General features: G+C 70.2%; 15 protein-coding genes. 5 read left to right on the top strand and 10 right to left on the bottom strand.

The window, feature by feature from the left end; genetic code table 11:
* Positions 1-82: 82 nt before the first annotated feature.
* The 6 genes from ABT367_RS36400 to ABT367_RS36375 all read right to left on the bottom strand — a co-directional run bounded on the left by ABT367_RS36400 (position 83) and on the right by ABT367_RS36375 (position 7,122).
* On the bottom strand, positions 83-886 hold the full coding sequence (locus ABT367_RS36400; RefSeq protein WP_352257572.1) for a hypothetical protein: 804 nt from the start codon (positions 884-886) through the stop codon (positions 83-85).
* 195 nt (positions 887-1,081) lie between these two features.
* Positions 1,082-1,729, bottom strand: coding sequence for an alpha-ketoglutarate-dependent dioxygenase AlkB family protein (locus tag ABT367_RS36395; protein WP_352257571.1), 648 nt, complete (start codon positions 1,727-1,729; stop codon positions 1,082-1,084).
* A gap of 72 nt (positions 1,730-1,801) precedes the next feature.
* Positions 1,802-3,121, bottom strand: coding sequence for a cytosine permease (locus ABT367_RS36390; protein ID WP_352257570.1), 1,320 nt, complete (start codon positions 3,119-3,121; stop codon positions 1,802-1,804).
* Positions 3,122-3,158: 37 nt separating this feature from the next.
* Positions 3,159-4,640 carry a DUF1116 domain-containing protein gene (locus ABT367_RS36385; RefSeq protein ID WP_352257569.1) on the bottom strand — a complete coding sequence of 494 codons (1,482 nt, stop codon included), beginning with the start codon at positions 4,638-4,640 and terminating at the stop codon, positions 3,159-3,161.
* On the bottom strand, positions 4,637-6,187 hold the full coding sequence (fdrA, locus tag ABT367_RS36380) for an acyl-CoA synthetase FdrA (RefSeq protein WP_352257568.1): 1,551 nt from the start codon (positions 6,185-6,187) through the stop codon (positions 4,637-4,639). The genes ABT367_RS36385 and fdrA overlap by 4 nt, the downstream gene beginning before the upstream one ends.
* On the bottom strand, positions 6,184-7,122 hold the full coding sequence (locus ABT367_RS36375; protein WP_352257567.1) for a DUF2877 domain-containing protein: 939 nt from the start codon (positions 7,120-7,122) through the stop codon (positions 6,184-6,186). The genes fdrA and ABT367_RS36375 overlap by 4 nt, the downstream gene beginning before the upstream one ends.
* A gap of 104 nt (positions 7,123-7,226) precedes the next feature.
* Between ABT367_RS36375 and ABT367_RS36370 the strand changes: the two genes are divergently transcribed.
* The gene (locus ABT367_RS36370; RefSeq protein ID WP_352257566.1) at positions 7,227-8,162 is read left to right on the top strand and encodes a carbamate kinase; all 936 of its coding nucleotides are present in this window, start codon (positions 7,227-7,229) and stop codon (positions 8,160-8,162) included.
* 39 nt (positions 8,163-8,201) lie between these two features.
* On the opposite strand, the gene ABT367_RS36365 is transcribed toward ABT367_RS36370, so the two are convergent.
* Positions 8,202-8,684, bottom strand: coding sequence for a winged helix-turn-helix transcriptional regulator (locus ABT367_RS36365; RefSeq protein ID WP_352257565.1), 483 nt, complete (start codon positions 8,682-8,684; stop codon positions 8,202-8,204).
* A gap of 101 nt (positions 8,685-8,785) precedes the next feature.
* Here ABT367_RS36365 and ABT367_RS36360 point away from each other — a divergent pair, with 101 nt between their 5' ends.
* Positions 8,786-9,211, top strand: a complete 426-nt coding sequence (locus ABT367_RS36360) for a tautomerase family protein (RefSeq protein ID WP_352257564.1) — start codon at positions 8,786-8,788, stop codon at positions 9,209-9,211.
* A gap of 30 nt (positions 9,212-9,241) precedes the next feature.
* Here ABT367_RS36360 and ABT367_RS36355 read toward each other — a convergent pair whose 3' ends face one another.
* Entirely contained in the window at positions 9,242-10,360 is a 1,119-nt protein-coding gene (locus ABT367_RS36355) for a serine hydrolase domain-containing protein (RefSeq protein WP_352257563.1), read from the bottom strand.
* Between the two features lie 119 nt (positions 10,361-10,479).
* Between ABT367_RS36355 and ABT367_RS36350 the strand changes: the two genes are divergently transcribed.
* Positions 10,480-11,139 carry a TetR/AcrR family transcriptional regulator gene (locus ABT367_RS36350; RefSeq protein ID WP_352257562.1) on the top strand — a complete coding sequence of 220 codons (660 nt, stop codon included), beginning with the start codon at positions 10,480-10,482 and terminating at the stop codon, positions 11,137-11,139.
* A gap of 8 nt (positions 11,140-11,147) precedes the next feature.
* Here the strand turns inward: ABT367_RS36350 and ABT367_RS36345 are convergent, their stop codons facing one another.
* On the bottom strand, positions 11,148-11,804 hold the full coding sequence (locus ABT367_RS36345) for a GntR family transcriptional regulator (protein WP_352257561.1): 657 nt from the start codon (positions 11,802-11,804) through the stop codon (positions 11,148-11,150).
* A gap of 206 nt (positions 11,805-12,010) precedes the next feature.
* Here ABT367_RS36345 and ABT367_RS36340 point away from each other — a divergent pair, with 206 nt between their 5' ends.
* Positions 12,011-13,483 carry a chlorohydrolase family protein gene (locus ABT367_RS36340; protein ID WP_352257560.1) on the top strand — a complete coding sequence of 491 codons (1,473 nt, stop codon included), beginning with the start codon at positions 12,011-12,013 and terminating at the stop codon, positions 13,481-13,483.
* 77 nt (positions 13,484-13,560) lie between these two features.
* On the top strand, positions 13,561-14,766 hold the full coding sequence (locus ABT367_RS36335; protein WP_352257559.1) for an amidohydrolase family protein: 1,206 nt from the start codon (positions 13,561-13,563) through the stop codon (positions 14,764-14,766).
* A 168-nt stretch (positions 14,767-14,934) separates the two neighbouring features.
* On the opposite strand, the gene ABT367_RS36330 is transcribed toward ABT367_RS36335, so the two are convergent.
* On the bottom strand, positions 14,935-15,169 hold a 235-nt coding region (locus tag ABT367_RS36330; protein ID WP_352257558.1), incomplete at its 5' end, for an oligopeptide/dipeptide ABC transporter ATP-binding protein.

Genomic DNA, 15,169 nt, shown 5'->3' with positions numbered 1-15,169 from the left:
TCGAGCACCTCGGAGATCCGCTCGGCGCAGACCTCGGCGCGCGGCACCATCATGAACATGAACGTGGCCATCATCACGCTCATCACGATCTGCATGGTGCACAGGCATGGGGCTCCCACGGGACGCCCGTGTACCGGTCGGGCTCCACGACGTAGTCGATCGCCGCCCGTTCGTCCTCGCTCAGTTCGGGCCGCAAGGACACCTCGGTGCGCACCCGCGGGTCGGGGTCGCGCGCGAGGATCTGCACCAGGGTGGGTGGAAGGTCGTCGCGGCAGGCCAGTTGCAGGCGTACGTCGGGGTCGGGGTGCTTCATGAGCGAGGCGACCACGTCCGGCGGGGTGCTGTAGTTGTGCGCCAGGGCCCAGGCGGAGTCGCGGTCGGGCTGGTCCATCATCCAGTCGACGACGGTTCTGGGCAGACGGCAGTTCACCAGGAGGTGCGTGGTCCAGTGGTTGCGCGGCGGAGGCAGCGGCCCGAGCTCGCGTTCCGTCACCGCCTCGTCGTCCTCGTCACGCCGGCGTCGAACCGTGTTCTGCGCGGCCGCGCGAAGATCGGGGTCCGGGTCGTCGAGCAGCGCCGCCTGCTCCGCCTCGCTCAGCGAACCCCACACGTTCAGGGCGTACCGGCGGACGGCGGCCAGGGGATGCCGGGCAAAGGAGAGCTGGACACGAAACGGGATCTGGCGCGAGGAAAACAGCTCGGACAGGCAGTCGTTGTCATACGTCGTGAGCATCCGGTCGATCACCCGGTCGGGCAGGGGCCGCGCCGGCCGGTTCCGGTCCGGGCGGCCCGCGAGCCACGCCTGGACGATCCACTCGGGATCGTCCACGAGCAGCCCGCGCACCTCGGGGTCCACATACGGATTGCGGGCCAGCGCCTTGCGCACACGCACGTCCGGGTGCGCGACGATCGCCGCCGCCACTTCCCCGGGGAACGAAGCGCGCCGGCCGGCAAGCGCGGACCAGGTGTCCTCGTACTCAGGCGCCAGCAGCTTCAGCAGCACCTCCGCCGGCGCGGCGGGATTGACGGCCAGTCCACCCAAGCGCGCGTCGTTCACCGACACCCTCCCCCGTCAGTCCCTCTACTCCAGGCCGCTCACCCGCAAGGTGATGTTGAGCCGCCCCACAAGCCCCAGTTCCGCGGGGGCGGTTCCCGCCTGCACCCGCGGCACCCCGTGATAGTTGAGCCGTGACTCCCCGCCGAACACGAACGCGTCCCCGCTGCGCAGCTCCACATCCGTATAAGGCTTGGTCCGTGTCTCGCCGTTGCCGAACCTGAAGACGCAGGTGTCGCCGAGACTGACCGACACTACGGGATCAAGGGACTTCTCGTCCTGGTCGCGGTGCATGCCCATACGGGCGTCCGCGTCGTAGAAGTTGATCAGGGCGATGTCGTACGGGGCCGCTGCGCACTCCTCGCCCAGGGCCGCTGCCGCTGTGCGTCGTCCCAGCTCCACGAGCGCCGTGGGCATCGGCTTGACCGGCGCGCCGTCGCCGTCCACGGCCGTGCGCGCATATCCGTACGGGAACCAGTGCCAGCCGAGACCGAACTGACGGACCGACATCCGGCCGCCGCCCGGGGTGCTGACCTCGCGGAGCCCGGCGGGTGGGCGGGCCCAGGCGCGGCACTGGTCGAGGAGCGTGCGCTGCTCGGCAAGGTCCAGCCAGTCCGGGAGGTGTACGGCGCCGGGTGCGATGGTGCGGCGCGGGCGCCGGAACAGCTCGTCCATGAGCCCGAGGCTACGACGACGCGCCCCTGCCCGGGGGTGGGCAGGGGCGCGTCGAGGTGGTGCTGCCGGTCGTCAGGCCGTGCGGGGACCGACCCGCTCCAACAGCGCGTACGCCGCCACCGCGACCACAAGCCCGGTGATCGCATCCGACAGCTGGGGCGCCCACCAGTGGGCGATCCCCGCGGCCGCCGCACCGATCGCCCAGGCCACGAACGCCGTGGGCCTGACCGCCATGGTCGGACGGTCGTCCATGGCCGTGCGACCACCCCGTGCGAAGAACTGGTCGGCGATCAGGACACCACCGAGCGGTGGGACGAAGACGCTGAGGATGACCAGCCAGTCGAGGAAGTGGTTCCAGACGCCCGCGAGTGCGGCGAGTGTGCCGATGACGCCGAGTACCAGCGTCATCATGCGCATGGTGCGGCCGGTGAGGTGGGACCAGCCGAGCGCACCGTTGTAGAGGCAGTGGCTGCACACCGAGCCGAGGTTGACGAAGACGAAGACAGCGGCCAGCACATTGAGCAGCGGCGCGTTCTCGCCCGTGAGGATGGGGAGGAAGTCACCGCCCGCGGTGGCCGGTGCCGCCACCGCTCCGGCCGCGACCACCACACCACCGGTGACCTGCGCGATGACGCTGGCCACCGGGAAGGCGCTGACCGTGGCGAGTACGGCCTGGCGGCCGTTCCTCGACCAGCGGGTGAAGTCGGCGGTCATGGTGCCCGAGTCGGCGAAGGTCGCCATCATCATCGACACCGCGGCACCGAAGGTGAGCGTGGCGTTGCCGCCGACACCGTCGTACGAGAAGACGGCGCCGAGATCGTGGTCGCGGGCGACGATCACGAGCGCGATGGCGCCCGCGATCACGAACAGGGGCGCTGCCACGGCACCGAGCCAGGACAGGGCCTTGATGCCGAGGTAGGTCAGGGCTATGAAGCCCAATCCGGCCAGGACCGCGACCAGTTGCTCATGCCAGCCGAACGCCTGGTGCAGCGTGGCGCCGGTCGCTCCGGTGTTGAACGCGAACCAGCCGACCACGACCGTCGCGAGGAACGCCGAGGCGACCACGTATCCGGCGCGGCCGAAGGTGCGGGTGGCCTGGAGCGAGAAGGACTCGCCGGTCTTGCCCGCGCGGTGGCTGAGGATGCCCACGTAAAGGAGCATCACGAGGTTCGCCACCGCGATGGCGGCGAGGCCGCGCCAGAATCCCAGCATGGCGACGACCACGCCGCCGGGCACGGCATTGGTCAGGATCATGGGGAATCCGAACCAGACGGCCGAGACCGTCAACAGCGACTTCCGGCTCTCGGCCGGTACCGGGGAGTGCTCGTACTCGGGGTCGAGTTCCCGGGCCGCGGAGGTGTCGGGATCCGCGGCGGAGTGTTGAGTGTTCATGGTGTCTGCGAAGGGCTTCCTGGTCGGCGCTCGCGGCTTACGCGAGGGCGTCGGCGAGCGCGGTGACCGCCTTGGTGAAGGCCTCGGCCGGCGGGTGCGTGATGCCCGCGCCGATCATGCCGATGCCGGCGTCCTTGTGCGCGATGGCCGTGTTGATGATCGGCAGGATCCCGGTGTCGATGACCTTGCGGACGTCGATGCCGGTGGGCAGACCCTGGAAGTCGAGGGCCGGGATGGTGACGTTGGCGTTGTCGGCCGTGGTGATCTCGCCCATGTCCCGCGTGTACTGCATGGCTTCGGCCACGGTGCCGCCCACGAGGGCGACGATCGCGGGCGCCGCCGACATCGCGAAACCGCCGAAGCCGTACGTCTCGGTGATGGCGCTGTCGCCGATGTCGAGGCCCGAGTCCTCGGGCTTGTAGCCGGCGAACATCGGGCCGACGACCTGCTGCGCGGGACCCGTGAACCACTGGCCGGGCAGGCCCGCGACGCGGATGCCGAACTCGACTCCGTTGCGGGCCATCGTGGTCAGGACGGTGGAGTTCTCGACCCCGTTGGCGGCGTCGAGGGCGGCCTTGGCCATCGCCATCCACGTAGGGCCGGAGAAGTAGTCCGAGGACGCGACGAAGTCGAAGACCTCCTTCTTCTGCTCGGTCGTGAACGACGACTGCAGCAGACCGGGCGCCAAGGCCTGGAAGAGCAGCAGGGTGCCGGCGCCGTTGCGGTTGTGGCATTCGTCGCCCATGTGGAGCGCCTGCGAGAGCAGCAGCCGCAGGTCGATGGGACCCGTGAACTCGACGGCTTCCTTGAGCATCGGACCGAAGACGTCCCGCATCCATACGAGGCGGTCGATGACGCTCTGGTCGTTGGCGCCCATCCGCAGGATCTTGGCCATCTGCTCGGACAGGTTGGTGTACGCGGTGTTGCCGTGCGTTTCGTTCCTGACGATGTGCACGTACATCGACGCGGAGGTGACTCCGGCCATCGAGCCGACCGCGTCCGCCTCATGGCAGGGCTTGAAGGTGATTCGGCCGGACGCGGCCACCTCGGCGGCCTCCTCCAGATCCTTGGCGAGGCCCTCGAAGACGATCGCGCCGGTGACTGCGCCCTTCATCGGGCCGTTCATCCGGTCCCAGGTGATGGGCGGGCCCGAGTGCAGGATCGTGGTCGGCGTCATGCCGGGCACCACGTCGAGGGCGCGGGCGAAGCCGGTGAGCATCGGGCGGGCCGACATGATCCGCTCGACGGCCTCGGCGTTGGCGGCGTCGATCCTCGCGGCGAGCTCGGGGCGCTCCAGGACGTCGAGGGCGCGGGCGGCCGCGGCGTCGCCCCCGCCGGGCGGGGTCCAGTCGAGGGTGGTGACCTGGGCGCCCTGCGCGCTGATGTCCGTATCGAACATGGCGAGGCCGACGTTGACTACGTTCAGATCGCCGGCGAACAGGGCGGCGGCGGGGGTGAGTTCGGGGGTGGCTGCGGAGGCCGTCGCTTCGGGTGCGGTGGCTTCGGGAGTGGTGCTCATGCCTGCTCGGCCTTCCGTGCGATCTCACGGGCGAACTGGCCCGTCTCGGTGCTGCTGCGGGTGACGGTCACGCCGGCCGCCTCCAGGGCCGCGGTCTGGGCGGCGACCGACGGGGTGTCCAGGTCGGTGCCGAGGACGTACGCGACGATCTCCAGGTGGCGGCCGGCCTCGCGGGCGATGTGCTGGGCCTCCTCGATGGCGGGCAGCGTGGTGCCGACCGGGTCCTCGTGGGAGCCGAAGCCGAGCACGAAGTCCATGACGACGGCGGCGACTTCGGGATCGCGCGCCTCGGCGACCAGCCGCTCCAGGCGGGGCGTGGGGTCGATCATCGGGTGCGGGCGGCCGTTGGTGAACTCGTCGTCGCCGAAGTCGAGGAAGGTGTGGCCCTTGCTGTCCGCGGCGGCGGTGAGGCGGTATGCGGGGTCCTTCTGGATGTTGCTCCAGACCTCGAGTCCGGCGTCGCGGACCGCGTACATCGTCTCGTCGCAGAGAGTGCCGCCGCAGAACAGGCCCCGGACGTAGCGCTGGCCTTCGGCGAGGCGGGAAACGACCTCGGCGGCGGCCTGCCCGGCGTCGAACTCCTTGAGGTCGGACGCCTCGATGCCGGCGAGGCGCACGGCCTGGCGGGCGGCGTCGAGGCTGCCGGAGGCGAAGTGACCGCCCGCGGCGGTGACCGCTTCCTCGGAGCCGCCGATGAAGTAGACGACCACGGGCTTGCCCGCGGCGGCCACTTCGGCGAGGACCTTCTTCTCCACGGAGGCGGCCGGCGGCTTGGAGACGAGCACGATGACGTCGGTGGCCGGATCGGCGGCGAGCGCGCGGATGCCGTCGGTCATCATGATGCCGCCGACCTCCTCGCTGAGGTCGCGGCCGCCGGTGCCGATCAGCTGCGAGACACCGCCGCCGAGGGCGTGGACGCGGACGCTGACCTCCTGCGAGCCGGTGCCGGATGCGGCGACGATGCCGACGGAACCGGGGCGCACCTTGTTTCCGAAGCAGAGCGCGACATTGTTGATGATGGCGGTGCCGCAGTCCGGGCCCATCATGAACAGGCCCTTGTCGTGGGCGAGTTCCTTGAGGGCCACCTCGTCCTCGACGGCCACGTTGTCGCTGAACAGCATGACGTGGAGCCCGTTTTCGAGGGCCTTGCGGGCCTCGCGCGCGGCGTAGGCGCCGTTGACGGCGATCACGGCGAGGTTGGCGCCTTCGACGCCCGCCGCGGCGCTCGGGATGGTGCGGTAGGTGACCGCTCCGGCGCCGGCGGATGCGGGTGCCTTGCGGTGCAGGAGATCTTCGACCTCGGCGAGCAGCGCGTCGGTGTCGGCGCCGTCCGCGGCGACGAGGACGATCATGAGGTCACCGCTGCCGGCTGCACGCAGCTCGTCGGTGAGCAGGCCCAGATTGTCCAGGACCCCCTTGTTCATCTCGGTGCCCATGGCGGTGAACGCCTGCTCGACCCCGTCAAGGCCGTTGGCCTTGGTGGAGACGGACATCAGGGACACGGAGTCGAAGTACGTGTTCTTCCGTACGACTGCTGTGGTGCTCACAGCGAACCTCGCAGTTCTTCTTCCAGGTGGAGCCCGGCGATCAGGCCGGACAGGGTGTCGCTGCCCGAGGTGTGGCCGATGGCCAGCACCTTGCGGACAGGAGCGGCTAGCTGCTGCGGGTCGGCTCGGTCGGCCAACAGCCGCAGTACGTCGAGGAGTTCGCCGCGCGCCCGGCCGTCGGCCGCTTCGCGCAGGGTGGCGAGCGAGACATCGGTGGTGCGCCCGGGGTGTGCGGCCAGGACCTCCCCGAGTACGGGGAGGAAGACGGTCTGCGCGCTGCCGGGCAGTGCGGCGAGCAGGGCCACGCCGGTGAGGAAGTCGTCGCCCGCGGGGGTGAGTCCGGGGCCGAGGCCCAGGAGGGCGAGGATCGCCGCCCGGGTGACGTCCGGGTCCCCGTCGCGGACTGCGGCGATGAGGCGCGTACGGCCTTCGGCGAGTGCCGTGGCGACCGCGAGGTCCATCGGACCTGCGTCAGGCGTGGGGCCGAGCATGCCGCCGAGGGGGCCGTGCTCCTCGTTCAGCTGAGCCAAGTGCGCGGCGGCAACAGCGAGTTCGGGCCGGGTGAGGTGCGCGAGAGTCGGCAGCTCGGGGCGCCATGATCGGGCGCCCTTGAGGGTCAACCTCAGGGGGCGGTACGGCACTTCCAGAATCAGGGCGCCCGGCGTGAACGTCACGGACTGCCCCTCTTCGATCCCCCGCCCGCTCCAGTCCGCCACATCGGCGGTCAGCGTGCGAGGCGCGTGGCCGGCGTCCCGGGCGGCGAGTGCGATCAGGGCGTCCTGCGGGGTGAGGACGTTCACGACCCGCGTGAAAACCGAGTGGACGAGGCCCCGGCCGGCGACGGTGCGCAGGCGGCGAAGGAGCACGGCGTCACCGCCGTCCACGGTCAGGTCGACCGGGCCGACCGTGCGGGGTATCGACTCCTCAGGGGTCATCCGCGGCTCCTCTCCCGGTCCCGTCGACGTCATCCATATTGGTATACCATTCGACGTCCGATCAGCGAACGCAAGCACCAAGCAGACAAAGCAAGGGACATCACATGCGCATCGTCGTCGCCCTCGGAGGAAACGCGCTGGCCCGTCGCGGCGAGCCGATGACCGCCGACCATCTCCGCTCCAACGTGCGGGGAGCCTGCCAGGCACTGGCCGGACTCGCCCGCGAGCACGAGGTCGTCATCACCCACGGGAACGGCCCGCAGGTGGGTCTGCTCGCGCTGCAGAATTTGGCATACCAGGATGTGGCCGCATACCCGCTGGACATCCTGGGAGCCGAGACCCAGGGCATGATCGGCTATGTGATCCAGCAGGAGCTGTCCAACGCGCTCGTCGGCGAGCGCGAGGTCGCCGCCGTGATCACCACGACCGAGGTCGACGAGGCCGACCCGGCCTTCGAGCGTCCGACGAAGCTGATCGGCCCGACCTACTCGGCACAGGACGCGGCGGAGGCCGCCGCCGAGTACCGCTGGACCATCGCGAAGGACGGCGGGGCGTTCCGCCGCGTGGTCCCGTCCCCCGAGCCGATCCGCATCATGCAGGCCCCGCTGGTCAGCCGCCTGCTCGACAGCGGCACGCTGGTGGTCTGCGTCGGCGGCGGCGGTGTGCCGGTGCGCACCGACTCCAAGGGCCGGCAGATCGGCATGCAGGCGGTGGTCGACAAGGACGCGGCCAGTGCCACGCTCGCGGCGGACCTGGACGCCGACATGCTGATCATGCTCACCGACGGCGACTTCGTCAGCGAGAACTGGGGCACGCCCGAGCAGCGCGACATCCTGGCCGCATCCCCCGAGGGCCTGGCCCGACTGGCCTTCGCCGAGGGCTCGATGAAGCCGAAGGTGGACGCCGCTGTGCGTGTCGCCGAGGCCGGCGGCCGCACCCTGATCGGCCCGCTCGAGCGCCTGGACGACCTCCTTGCGCGCCGCGTGGGCACGGAGATCCGGGCCGAGGTGGCGGGCGGGATCGAGTATGTCGGCCAGTAGTCGACAGTCACGGCCGGCGGCGGACGCCACCCGAAGGCGCTAGTCGCGCCGCCGCGCGGGATTCAGGCGGATCTCAATGGCGTCGGACGCCGTCTCCGGCGCCGGATCGGCGGTCACACGGACGCTCACGGCACGACCGGTACCGGTCTCGACGAACGACAGGGGAGGGCGGCCGTCCTGCAGGTACGTGTCGCCCCACTGCATCAAGGACAGGAACACGGGCAGCAGGTCCTCGCCGGCCGGAGTCAAGCGGTACTCGTCGCGAGCCCGCCTGCCCGGCTCCCGGTAGGGGACGCGCGCGACGATCCGTGCGGATTCCAGCTGCTTGAGCGCCCGTGACACCGCCGGGGCGGAGGTCCCGATCCGCGACACGAAGTCCTCGAACCTGGTGGTGCCGTAGAAGCATTCGCGGACGACCAGGAACACTGTCTTGGTGCTCAGCAGGTCCAGTACTCGCTCCGCCGAGCACCCGTCACCGATCGACCAGGCGCCCCGGTCACGCAGTCGATCCTCGAACTCCATTGCCACCCCGGCCTTTTCACTAACGCTTGCGTTACCCAGCAGCGCGGTGATTCTATCTCACTAACGATGCCGTTACTCAGGTGGAGGAGTGCCGAACTGCCATGCCGCTGTGGACCATTCACCACACCCCCGGGATCTTCACCGACAACGACAAGCATCGACTGGCCTCCCGTATCACCGATCACTACGAGAAGGCGGGGCTGCCCCGGTTCTACGTGGTCACGCTGTTCCACGAAACCCGGCCCGAGGACTTCTACGTCGGCGGGGAGCCGACACCGGTCGGGATCCGCGTCGCCATCGACCACATCGCCCGGCGCAACCCCGACCAGGAGAGCCGCCATCGGACCGCCCAGTGGATCAAGGGCATGCTGGAGCCTCATCTGGACCGACACCCAGGGCTGCACTGGGAGTTCCACGCCGACGAGACCAGCAGGGAACTTTGGATGATCAACGGCATCGTGCCGCCTCCGGAAGGTTCCGACGCCGAGAAGGAGTGGGCGAGGCGGAACGAACCGGCCCCCTACTGACCGACGACCGCATAGGGGCACCGGTCCCGGTCAGCCGCCCATCGCCACGCGGTACAGCGTCGCGAGTGCCTCGTCGACGGGGTGCGGCTGCGGTGTGCCGGTGGAGTCGAGCCTGTTCCAGCGCTGCATGTTCACCGCGAGAGCCAACTGCCGCTCGCCGTCGGCACGGGTCATGGCCAGCGCTCCCCCACCCCAGACCGTGCCGCCGTGCCCCCAGAAGACGCCCTGACCCGGACCCTCCATCGGGTGCAGGCCGAGCCCGTAGTCGATCACCTTGCCCTCCTGGGAGACGACCGGGACGGTGCGCTGCATCTGCGCCAGCGCGTCGGGGCCGATGATCTCACCGGCCAGCAGCTTGCCGTAGAAGCGGTTGAGGTCCGCGACGGTCGATATCAGCGAGGCCGAGGGGCCCACCCATGACATGTCGAAGACGCTGTAGTCGCGCGGCGGGTCGACCATGCCGAACCACGATTCGTAGAGCTTGGAGTGCGGCCCGTCGACATGCGGTCCGTCGGGGAATGCGGTGTCCCTCAGGCCGGCACGCTCAATGACGTTCCGGGTGATGTGCCGCTCGGCCGTGGTCCCCGTGACCTGCTCCAGGAGTTCGGTGAGGAGCAGGTAGTTGGTGTTGGAGTACAGCCCCGGCGTACCGCCCGGGGGCCCGAAGGCGGGAGCGGTGAGCCCCATCTCGATCAGGTCGGTGCGGTCGAACCGCGTGAACCGGTGGTCGTCGAAGCTCTCGGGGCCGGTGTCCGCGAGCGCGGGGAACGCCTTGAGCGAGGGGTAGGCGTACGGAAGGTACTCGGCGAACCCGCTGGTGTGGTTGAGCAACATCCGGACCGTGACCGCGTCACCGCGCTCGGCGGGAACCAGGCCCGGAAGATACCGGCCGATCGGTGCCTCGAGCGCGATCCGACCGCTCTCCACCAGCTGCAGCACCGCCGCCGCGGTGAAGGTCTTCGTGATGCTGCCGACCCGGTGCCGCAGATCGGCGGTGACAGGACGGCCGGTGGCGACATCGGCGACCCCGGCGGCCCCGCGCCAGACCTGGTCGCCGTCACGCACCTCGGCGAACAGGCCCGGCATTCCGGCGTGGTGGACGTTCTCGAGGGCGGCGTCAAGGGCCGCGGAATCCAGTGAGTTCCTCACGACAGGCGTCCTTTCGCATGACTCAGGGTGGCGCTGGACACGCTCATGTCCTCATTATGCACGCGGTGCGTGCAACACCAAGTGCATAGGCTAGACTGACGCCTGACGAGAGGGGCGAAATGGCAGGTCGCAGGCGTTGGTCGACCGAGGAAATCCTTGATGCGGCAGCGGAGTTGCTGCGCACGAGCGACGCGGAGTCGTTCAGCGTGCGCAAGCTCGCGGCGACGCTCGGCACGGATTCCTCCAGCCTCTACCGGCACTTCCGCAGCAAGACGGAGCTGCTGCGCGCCGTCGCCGACCGGATCCTCCTTGCGTCCATGGACGGCTATCGCGCCGAGGGCGACTGGAAGCGGCAGATCACCGCGCTGGCCCTGCGCCTGAGAGAGGCATTCGGGCAGCAGCCTCAACTCGCCGCGGTCTGGGGGCGGTATGCGTCAGGCGGCGCAGGTTCACGGCTGGTGATGGAAGAGGTGCTGCAGGCGCTGCGCGCGTCGGGGCTGCCCGACGAAGAGATTCCGGCGCGCTACCACCGGCTCGCCGTCCTCATCGCGTCATTGATCGCCTCCGAGGCCGGAGTCAGCACCATCACCTCGGAAGAGCACGAACAGGGCATGGAGCTGTTCCGCGTCGCGGTACTCGGCGCCGATCCCGAACGCTTCCCCGCCCTGGCCCACTTCGCCCGCGATCTCCAACCTCTCGGGGCGGAGCGCCGCGCCGCGTTCGAGGAGCTCCTCGGGGCCCAACTCGCCCAGATCGAGGCGGCGATCCAGCGCGGCTGACAGGCCCCCTACTCGGCGCCGGTCGCGTTGCGCCGATGCGCCGCGATCTTCGCGCGGCTGGTCGCGAGGTGCTGGGCGGCCAGTTCGTCGACGCGCTGCACGTCCCGCGCCTCGATGGCCAGGTACAGCTCTTCGTGCTCGTGCGCGAAGACGTCGAGATCGTCGTGCTGGCCGAGCAGCCAGCGCAACCTGCTCTGCAGGATCCCGTCGAGCTCGCTGAGCAGTGCGTTGTCGGCGAGTTCGGTGACGGTCTGATGGAAGTCGGCGGCCTTGCGGCGGGCGGCGCCGCCGTCGCCCCGCTCCGACGCGGCCTGCTGCTCGTCCAGATCGGCGCGGAGTTTGGCCAGGCCGGCGCGGGTACGGCGCTCGGCGGCGAGGCGGAATGCCAAGGTCTCCAGAGCGGAGCGCACCTCGTTGAGGTCGGAGACATCGGACTGGCTGAACTCGCGCACCACGGCCCAGGTCCGGGGCCGCGGCGTGACCAGGCCTTCGCTGACGAGACTGCGCAGCGCATCACGTACGGGCAGCCGGCTGACGCCCAGCTCGGCGGCGATCTCACGCTCGACCAGCTTGCTGCCGGGAGCGCGCGTGCCGTCGATGATCTCGTCGCGCAGGGTGTTCATGACCCGCTCCGACTCGGGGGTGAATTCCTCAGCCGTTGCCATGCCGCCATTTTCGCATCCGAGATCGTCCGTGCGGCGCTCTGCGGGCATGTGGGTGGCCACAATTTGTATACCGCGGCACTTGTCGGCAAGCACGAAGGCCCACCGGATTCCGGCGAATGCCCATATCAGAGGCCAATCAGCCCGACGAGTATTTGGTATCCCAAGTGTTAGAGTCCGGAAGTCGCCCTACCCATAGGAGGCTCCTCGTGCACACCCGCTGGCGTGCCGCCCATGTGCTCGCGTACCAGAACGGGCAGCACGCGCTGCTGCGCGACGGCGAAGTGGTGTGGCAGGACGACACCATCGTCCATGTGGGCCGCGGTTGGGAAGGGCCCGTGGACGAGGACGTGGACCTCGGCGACCGCCTGGTCATGCCGGGCCTGATCGACCTGGACGCCCTCACCGACATCGACCATCTGATTCTCGACTCGTGGCACTCCCCCGAGACCGGGCCGGGCCTTCAGTGGTCCGAGGCGTACGCCCGCACGAGCCGTGCTGTCTTCACGCGTGCCGAGCGCGCCGTGATCCGCGAGTACGCGCTGGTCCAGCTCGCGCTGCACGGCATCACCACGTACATGCCGATCGCGTCCGAGGTGCACAGTGCCTGGGCGGAGAGCTTCGACGAGTTCACGGACATGGCCGAGACCTCGCGGCGGATCGGACTGCGCGGCTATCTCGGGCCCAGCTACCGGTCCGCGGTCAATGTCGTCGACGCCGACGGCCGGCGCGACCTCCACTTCGACGAGGAGCGCGGCCGCGCCGGTCTGCGGGACGCCGAGCGATTCCTCGACCATGTCGAGGAACTGGCCGACCCGCTGGTGCGCTCGGCCCTGCTGCCCTGCCGTATCGAGACGATGACCCCCGAGCTGTTGCGCGCCACCGCCGCACTCGCGCGCAGCCGCTCGGTCCCGGTCCGGCTGCACTGCCTCCAGGGCACCGTCGAGCGGGAACTCGTGCGGCGCCTGTACGGATGCACACCGCTCGAACTCATCGAGCGGACCGGCCTGTTCGACACCCAGCTGCTCATCCCGCACGGCATCGTCATCGACCGCCACCCCTCCGTACACGGCGAGGACAACGGCGATCTGGACACCCTCGTCCGCGCCGGCGTTTCCGTCATCCACTGTCCGCAGACCTCGCTGCGCTACGGCGATGTCCTGCACTCGTTCGGCGAGTACCGCCGCGCCGGGCTCAATCTCTGCCTCGGCACCGACTCCTTCCCGCCGGACCTGATCCGCGGCATGGACCTCGGCGTCCACCTCGCCAAGGTGGTCGACGGCCGCGCGGACGCCGCGCCCGCCGAGGCCTATGTCGAGTCCGCGACGCTCGGCGGCGCCCGCGCCCTCGGCCGCGAAGACCTGGGTCGGCTCGCCCCCGGCGCCCGCGCCGACCTGGTGGCCTTCCGCCTCGACGACATCCGCGACGGCGTGCTCGACGACCCGGTGCGCACCCTGCTGCTCAACGGCACCGCCCGCAATGCCACCCACTCCGTGGTCGACGGCCGCCCGGTCCTCGTCGACGGCGCGCTGCCCGGCGTCGACACCGAGGCGCTGCGCGTTCGGGCCCAGGAACTCTTCGCCAAGATGCGCGCCGCGTACGGCGAACGGGACTTCAAGGGGCGCGACGCCGACGAGCTTTTCCCGGCCACGTTCCCGCCCTTCGTGGACGAGACGCGCTGATCCGTCCTTGGCGGGCAAGGCGCGCTGAACCACCCCGCACCGGCACTACCCCCGACCTCAGCAAGGAGTCACCACCCATGCTCATCAGGAACGTCCGCCCCTGGGGCGGCGAGGCCTCCGACATAGAGCTCGAGGACGGCAGGATCGCCGCCGTACTGCCGCACGACCCCGCGCGCGCCGCGACCGGCGAGAGCGTCGACGGCCGCGGCCGGCTCGCCCTGCCGACCTTCTCGGACGTCCACTGCCACCTGGACTCCAACCGCGTCGGGCTGCCGTTCCGCCCGCACACCGGCAAGCCGGGCGTATGGGGCATGACCATGAACGACCGCGAGCACTGGCGCGAGGACGGTCCGGTCGCCGACCGCACCACGCGGCTGCTCGGCCGGATGATCGAGCGCGGCACCACCCGCGTCCGCAGTTACGCGCAGATCGACGCGGACTGCGGCCTCGAGCGCTTCGAGGGTGTGCTCGCCGCCAAGGAGGCGCACAAGGACCGCGCCGACCTCGAGATCATCGCGTTCCCGCAGGCCGGTCTGCTCCTGGAGAAGGGGGTGCCGGAGCTGATGGACCAGGCGCTCGCCTCGGGCGCCGCGGTGGTCGGCGGTATCGACCCCTGCACGCTCGACCGCGACCCGGTCAAGCACCTCGACATCGTCTTCGGGCTCGCCGAGAAGCACCAGGCGCCCATCGACATCCACCTGCACGAGCCGGGCCACCTGGGTGTGTTCAGCACCGACCTGATCCTGGAGCGCACCCGCGCGCTCGGCATGCAGGGCAAGGTCACGCTGTCCCACGCGTACGAGCTGGGCACGGTCGACGAGGCCACCACGCGCCGGCTGATCGAGGAGTTCGCGGACCTCGACATCTCGATGGCGACGATCGCCCCGGCCCAGCAGCTCACCGCGCTGCCGCTCGTCGAGCTGACGAAGGCGGGCGTCCGCGTCGGTCTCGGTGAGGACGGTCAGCGGGACTTCTGGTCCCCGTACGGCAACGGCGACATGCTCGACCGCACCTGGCAGCTGGCGTTCACCAGCCGCTACCGCGCCGACGAACTGATCGAGCACGCCTGGGCGGTGGCCAGCCGCGGCGGCCACTCCATCCTCGACCCGTCGTTGCAGCGCCTCACCTCGACGGCCGACCGGCCGGGCGTGGACGCCGGTGACGCCGCCGATCTGATCCTCGTGGACGGCGACACCGTGTCGGCGGCCGTGATGGACCGGGGCTCGGACCGCACAGTGATCCACGCGGGCCGGGTGGTCGCAGACCAGCTCGAGCTCGTCTGAGCCAGGCCGCCAAGACCCGTGCCCCGGAACTGGCTTCCGGGGCACGGGTTTTGCTCGTACGGGAGCAGGCGCCCTCGCCGTGACGCACACGGAGAGCAGGCACCCTCGCCGTAACGGAGAACGCCCCCGCCCCGTACCCGGGCGGGGGCGTTCTCGTATCCCGATCGGTCAGACGGCAGTGGCCTGGGCCGACCGTGCGTCCGGTGCCGTCCCGTCCTCCCCCACCAGATGGCAGGCCACCTCACGCGGCACAGGTCCCGGCAGTACCCGCAGGTCGGGAGCCTCGGTGCGGCAGCGGTCCGTGGCCAAAGGACAGCGCGTGTGGAAGTGACAGCCGGGCGGCGGGTCGAGCGGGCTCGGCAGGTCGCCGCCGAGCACGATCAGCTCGCGCGACGCCCGCGGG

It is taken from the genome of Streptomyces mesophilus (assembly GCF_040300965.1).
GTDB lineage: Bacteria > Actinomycetota > Actinomycetes > Streptomycetales > Streptomycetaceae > Streptomyces > Streptomyces mesophilus_A.
The sequence above is the reverse complement of the archived record's forward strand: the minus strand, read 5'-3'. Positions and strand labels throughout refer to the sequence as shown.

Excerpts from the sequence above, each read along its gene's own strand:
- ABT367_RS36375 (WP_352257567.1), bottom strand. The coding sequence starts at position 7,122 with ATGACCCCTGAGGAGTCGATACCCCGCACGGTCGGCCCGGTCGACCTG.
- ABT367_RS36395 (WP_352257571.1), bottom strand. The coding sequence starts at position 1,729 with ATGGACGAGCTGTTCCGGCGCCCGCGCCGCACCATCGCACCCGGCGCC.
- ABT367_RS36365 (WP_352257565.1), bottom strand. The coding sequence starts at position 8,684 with ATGGAGTTCGAGGATCGACTGCGTGACCGGGGCGCCTGGTCGATCGGT.
- ABT367_RS36335 (WP_352257559.1), top strand. The coding sequence starts at position 13,561 with ATGCTCATCAGGAACGTCCGCCCCTGGGGCGGCGAGGCCTCCGACATA.
- ABT367_RS36385 (WP_352257569.1), bottom strand. The coding sequence starts at position 4,640 with ATGAGCACCACTCCCGAAGCCACCGCACCCGAAGCGACGGCCTCCGCA.
- ABT367_RS36350 (WP_352257562.1), top strand. The coding sequence starts at position 10,480 with ATGGCAGGTCGCAGGCGTTGGTCGACCGAGGAAATCCTTGATGCGGCA.
- ABT367_RS36390 (WP_352257570.1), bottom strand. The coding sequence starts at position 3,121 with ATGAACACTCAACACTCCGCCGCGGATCCCGACACCTCCGCGGCCCGG.
- ABT367_RS36370 (WP_352257566.1), top strand. The coding sequence starts at position 7,227 with ATGCGCATCGTCGTCGCCCTCGGAGGAAACGCGCTGGCCCGTCGCGGC.
- ABT367_RS36345 (WP_352257561.1), bottom strand. The coding sequence starts at position 11,804 with ATGGCAACGGCTGAGGAATTCACCCCCGAGTCGGAGCGGGTCATGAAC.
- ABT367_RS36360 (WP_352257564.1), top strand. The coding sequence starts at position 8,786 with ATGCCGCTGTGGACCATTCACCACACCCCCGGGATCTTCACCGACAAC.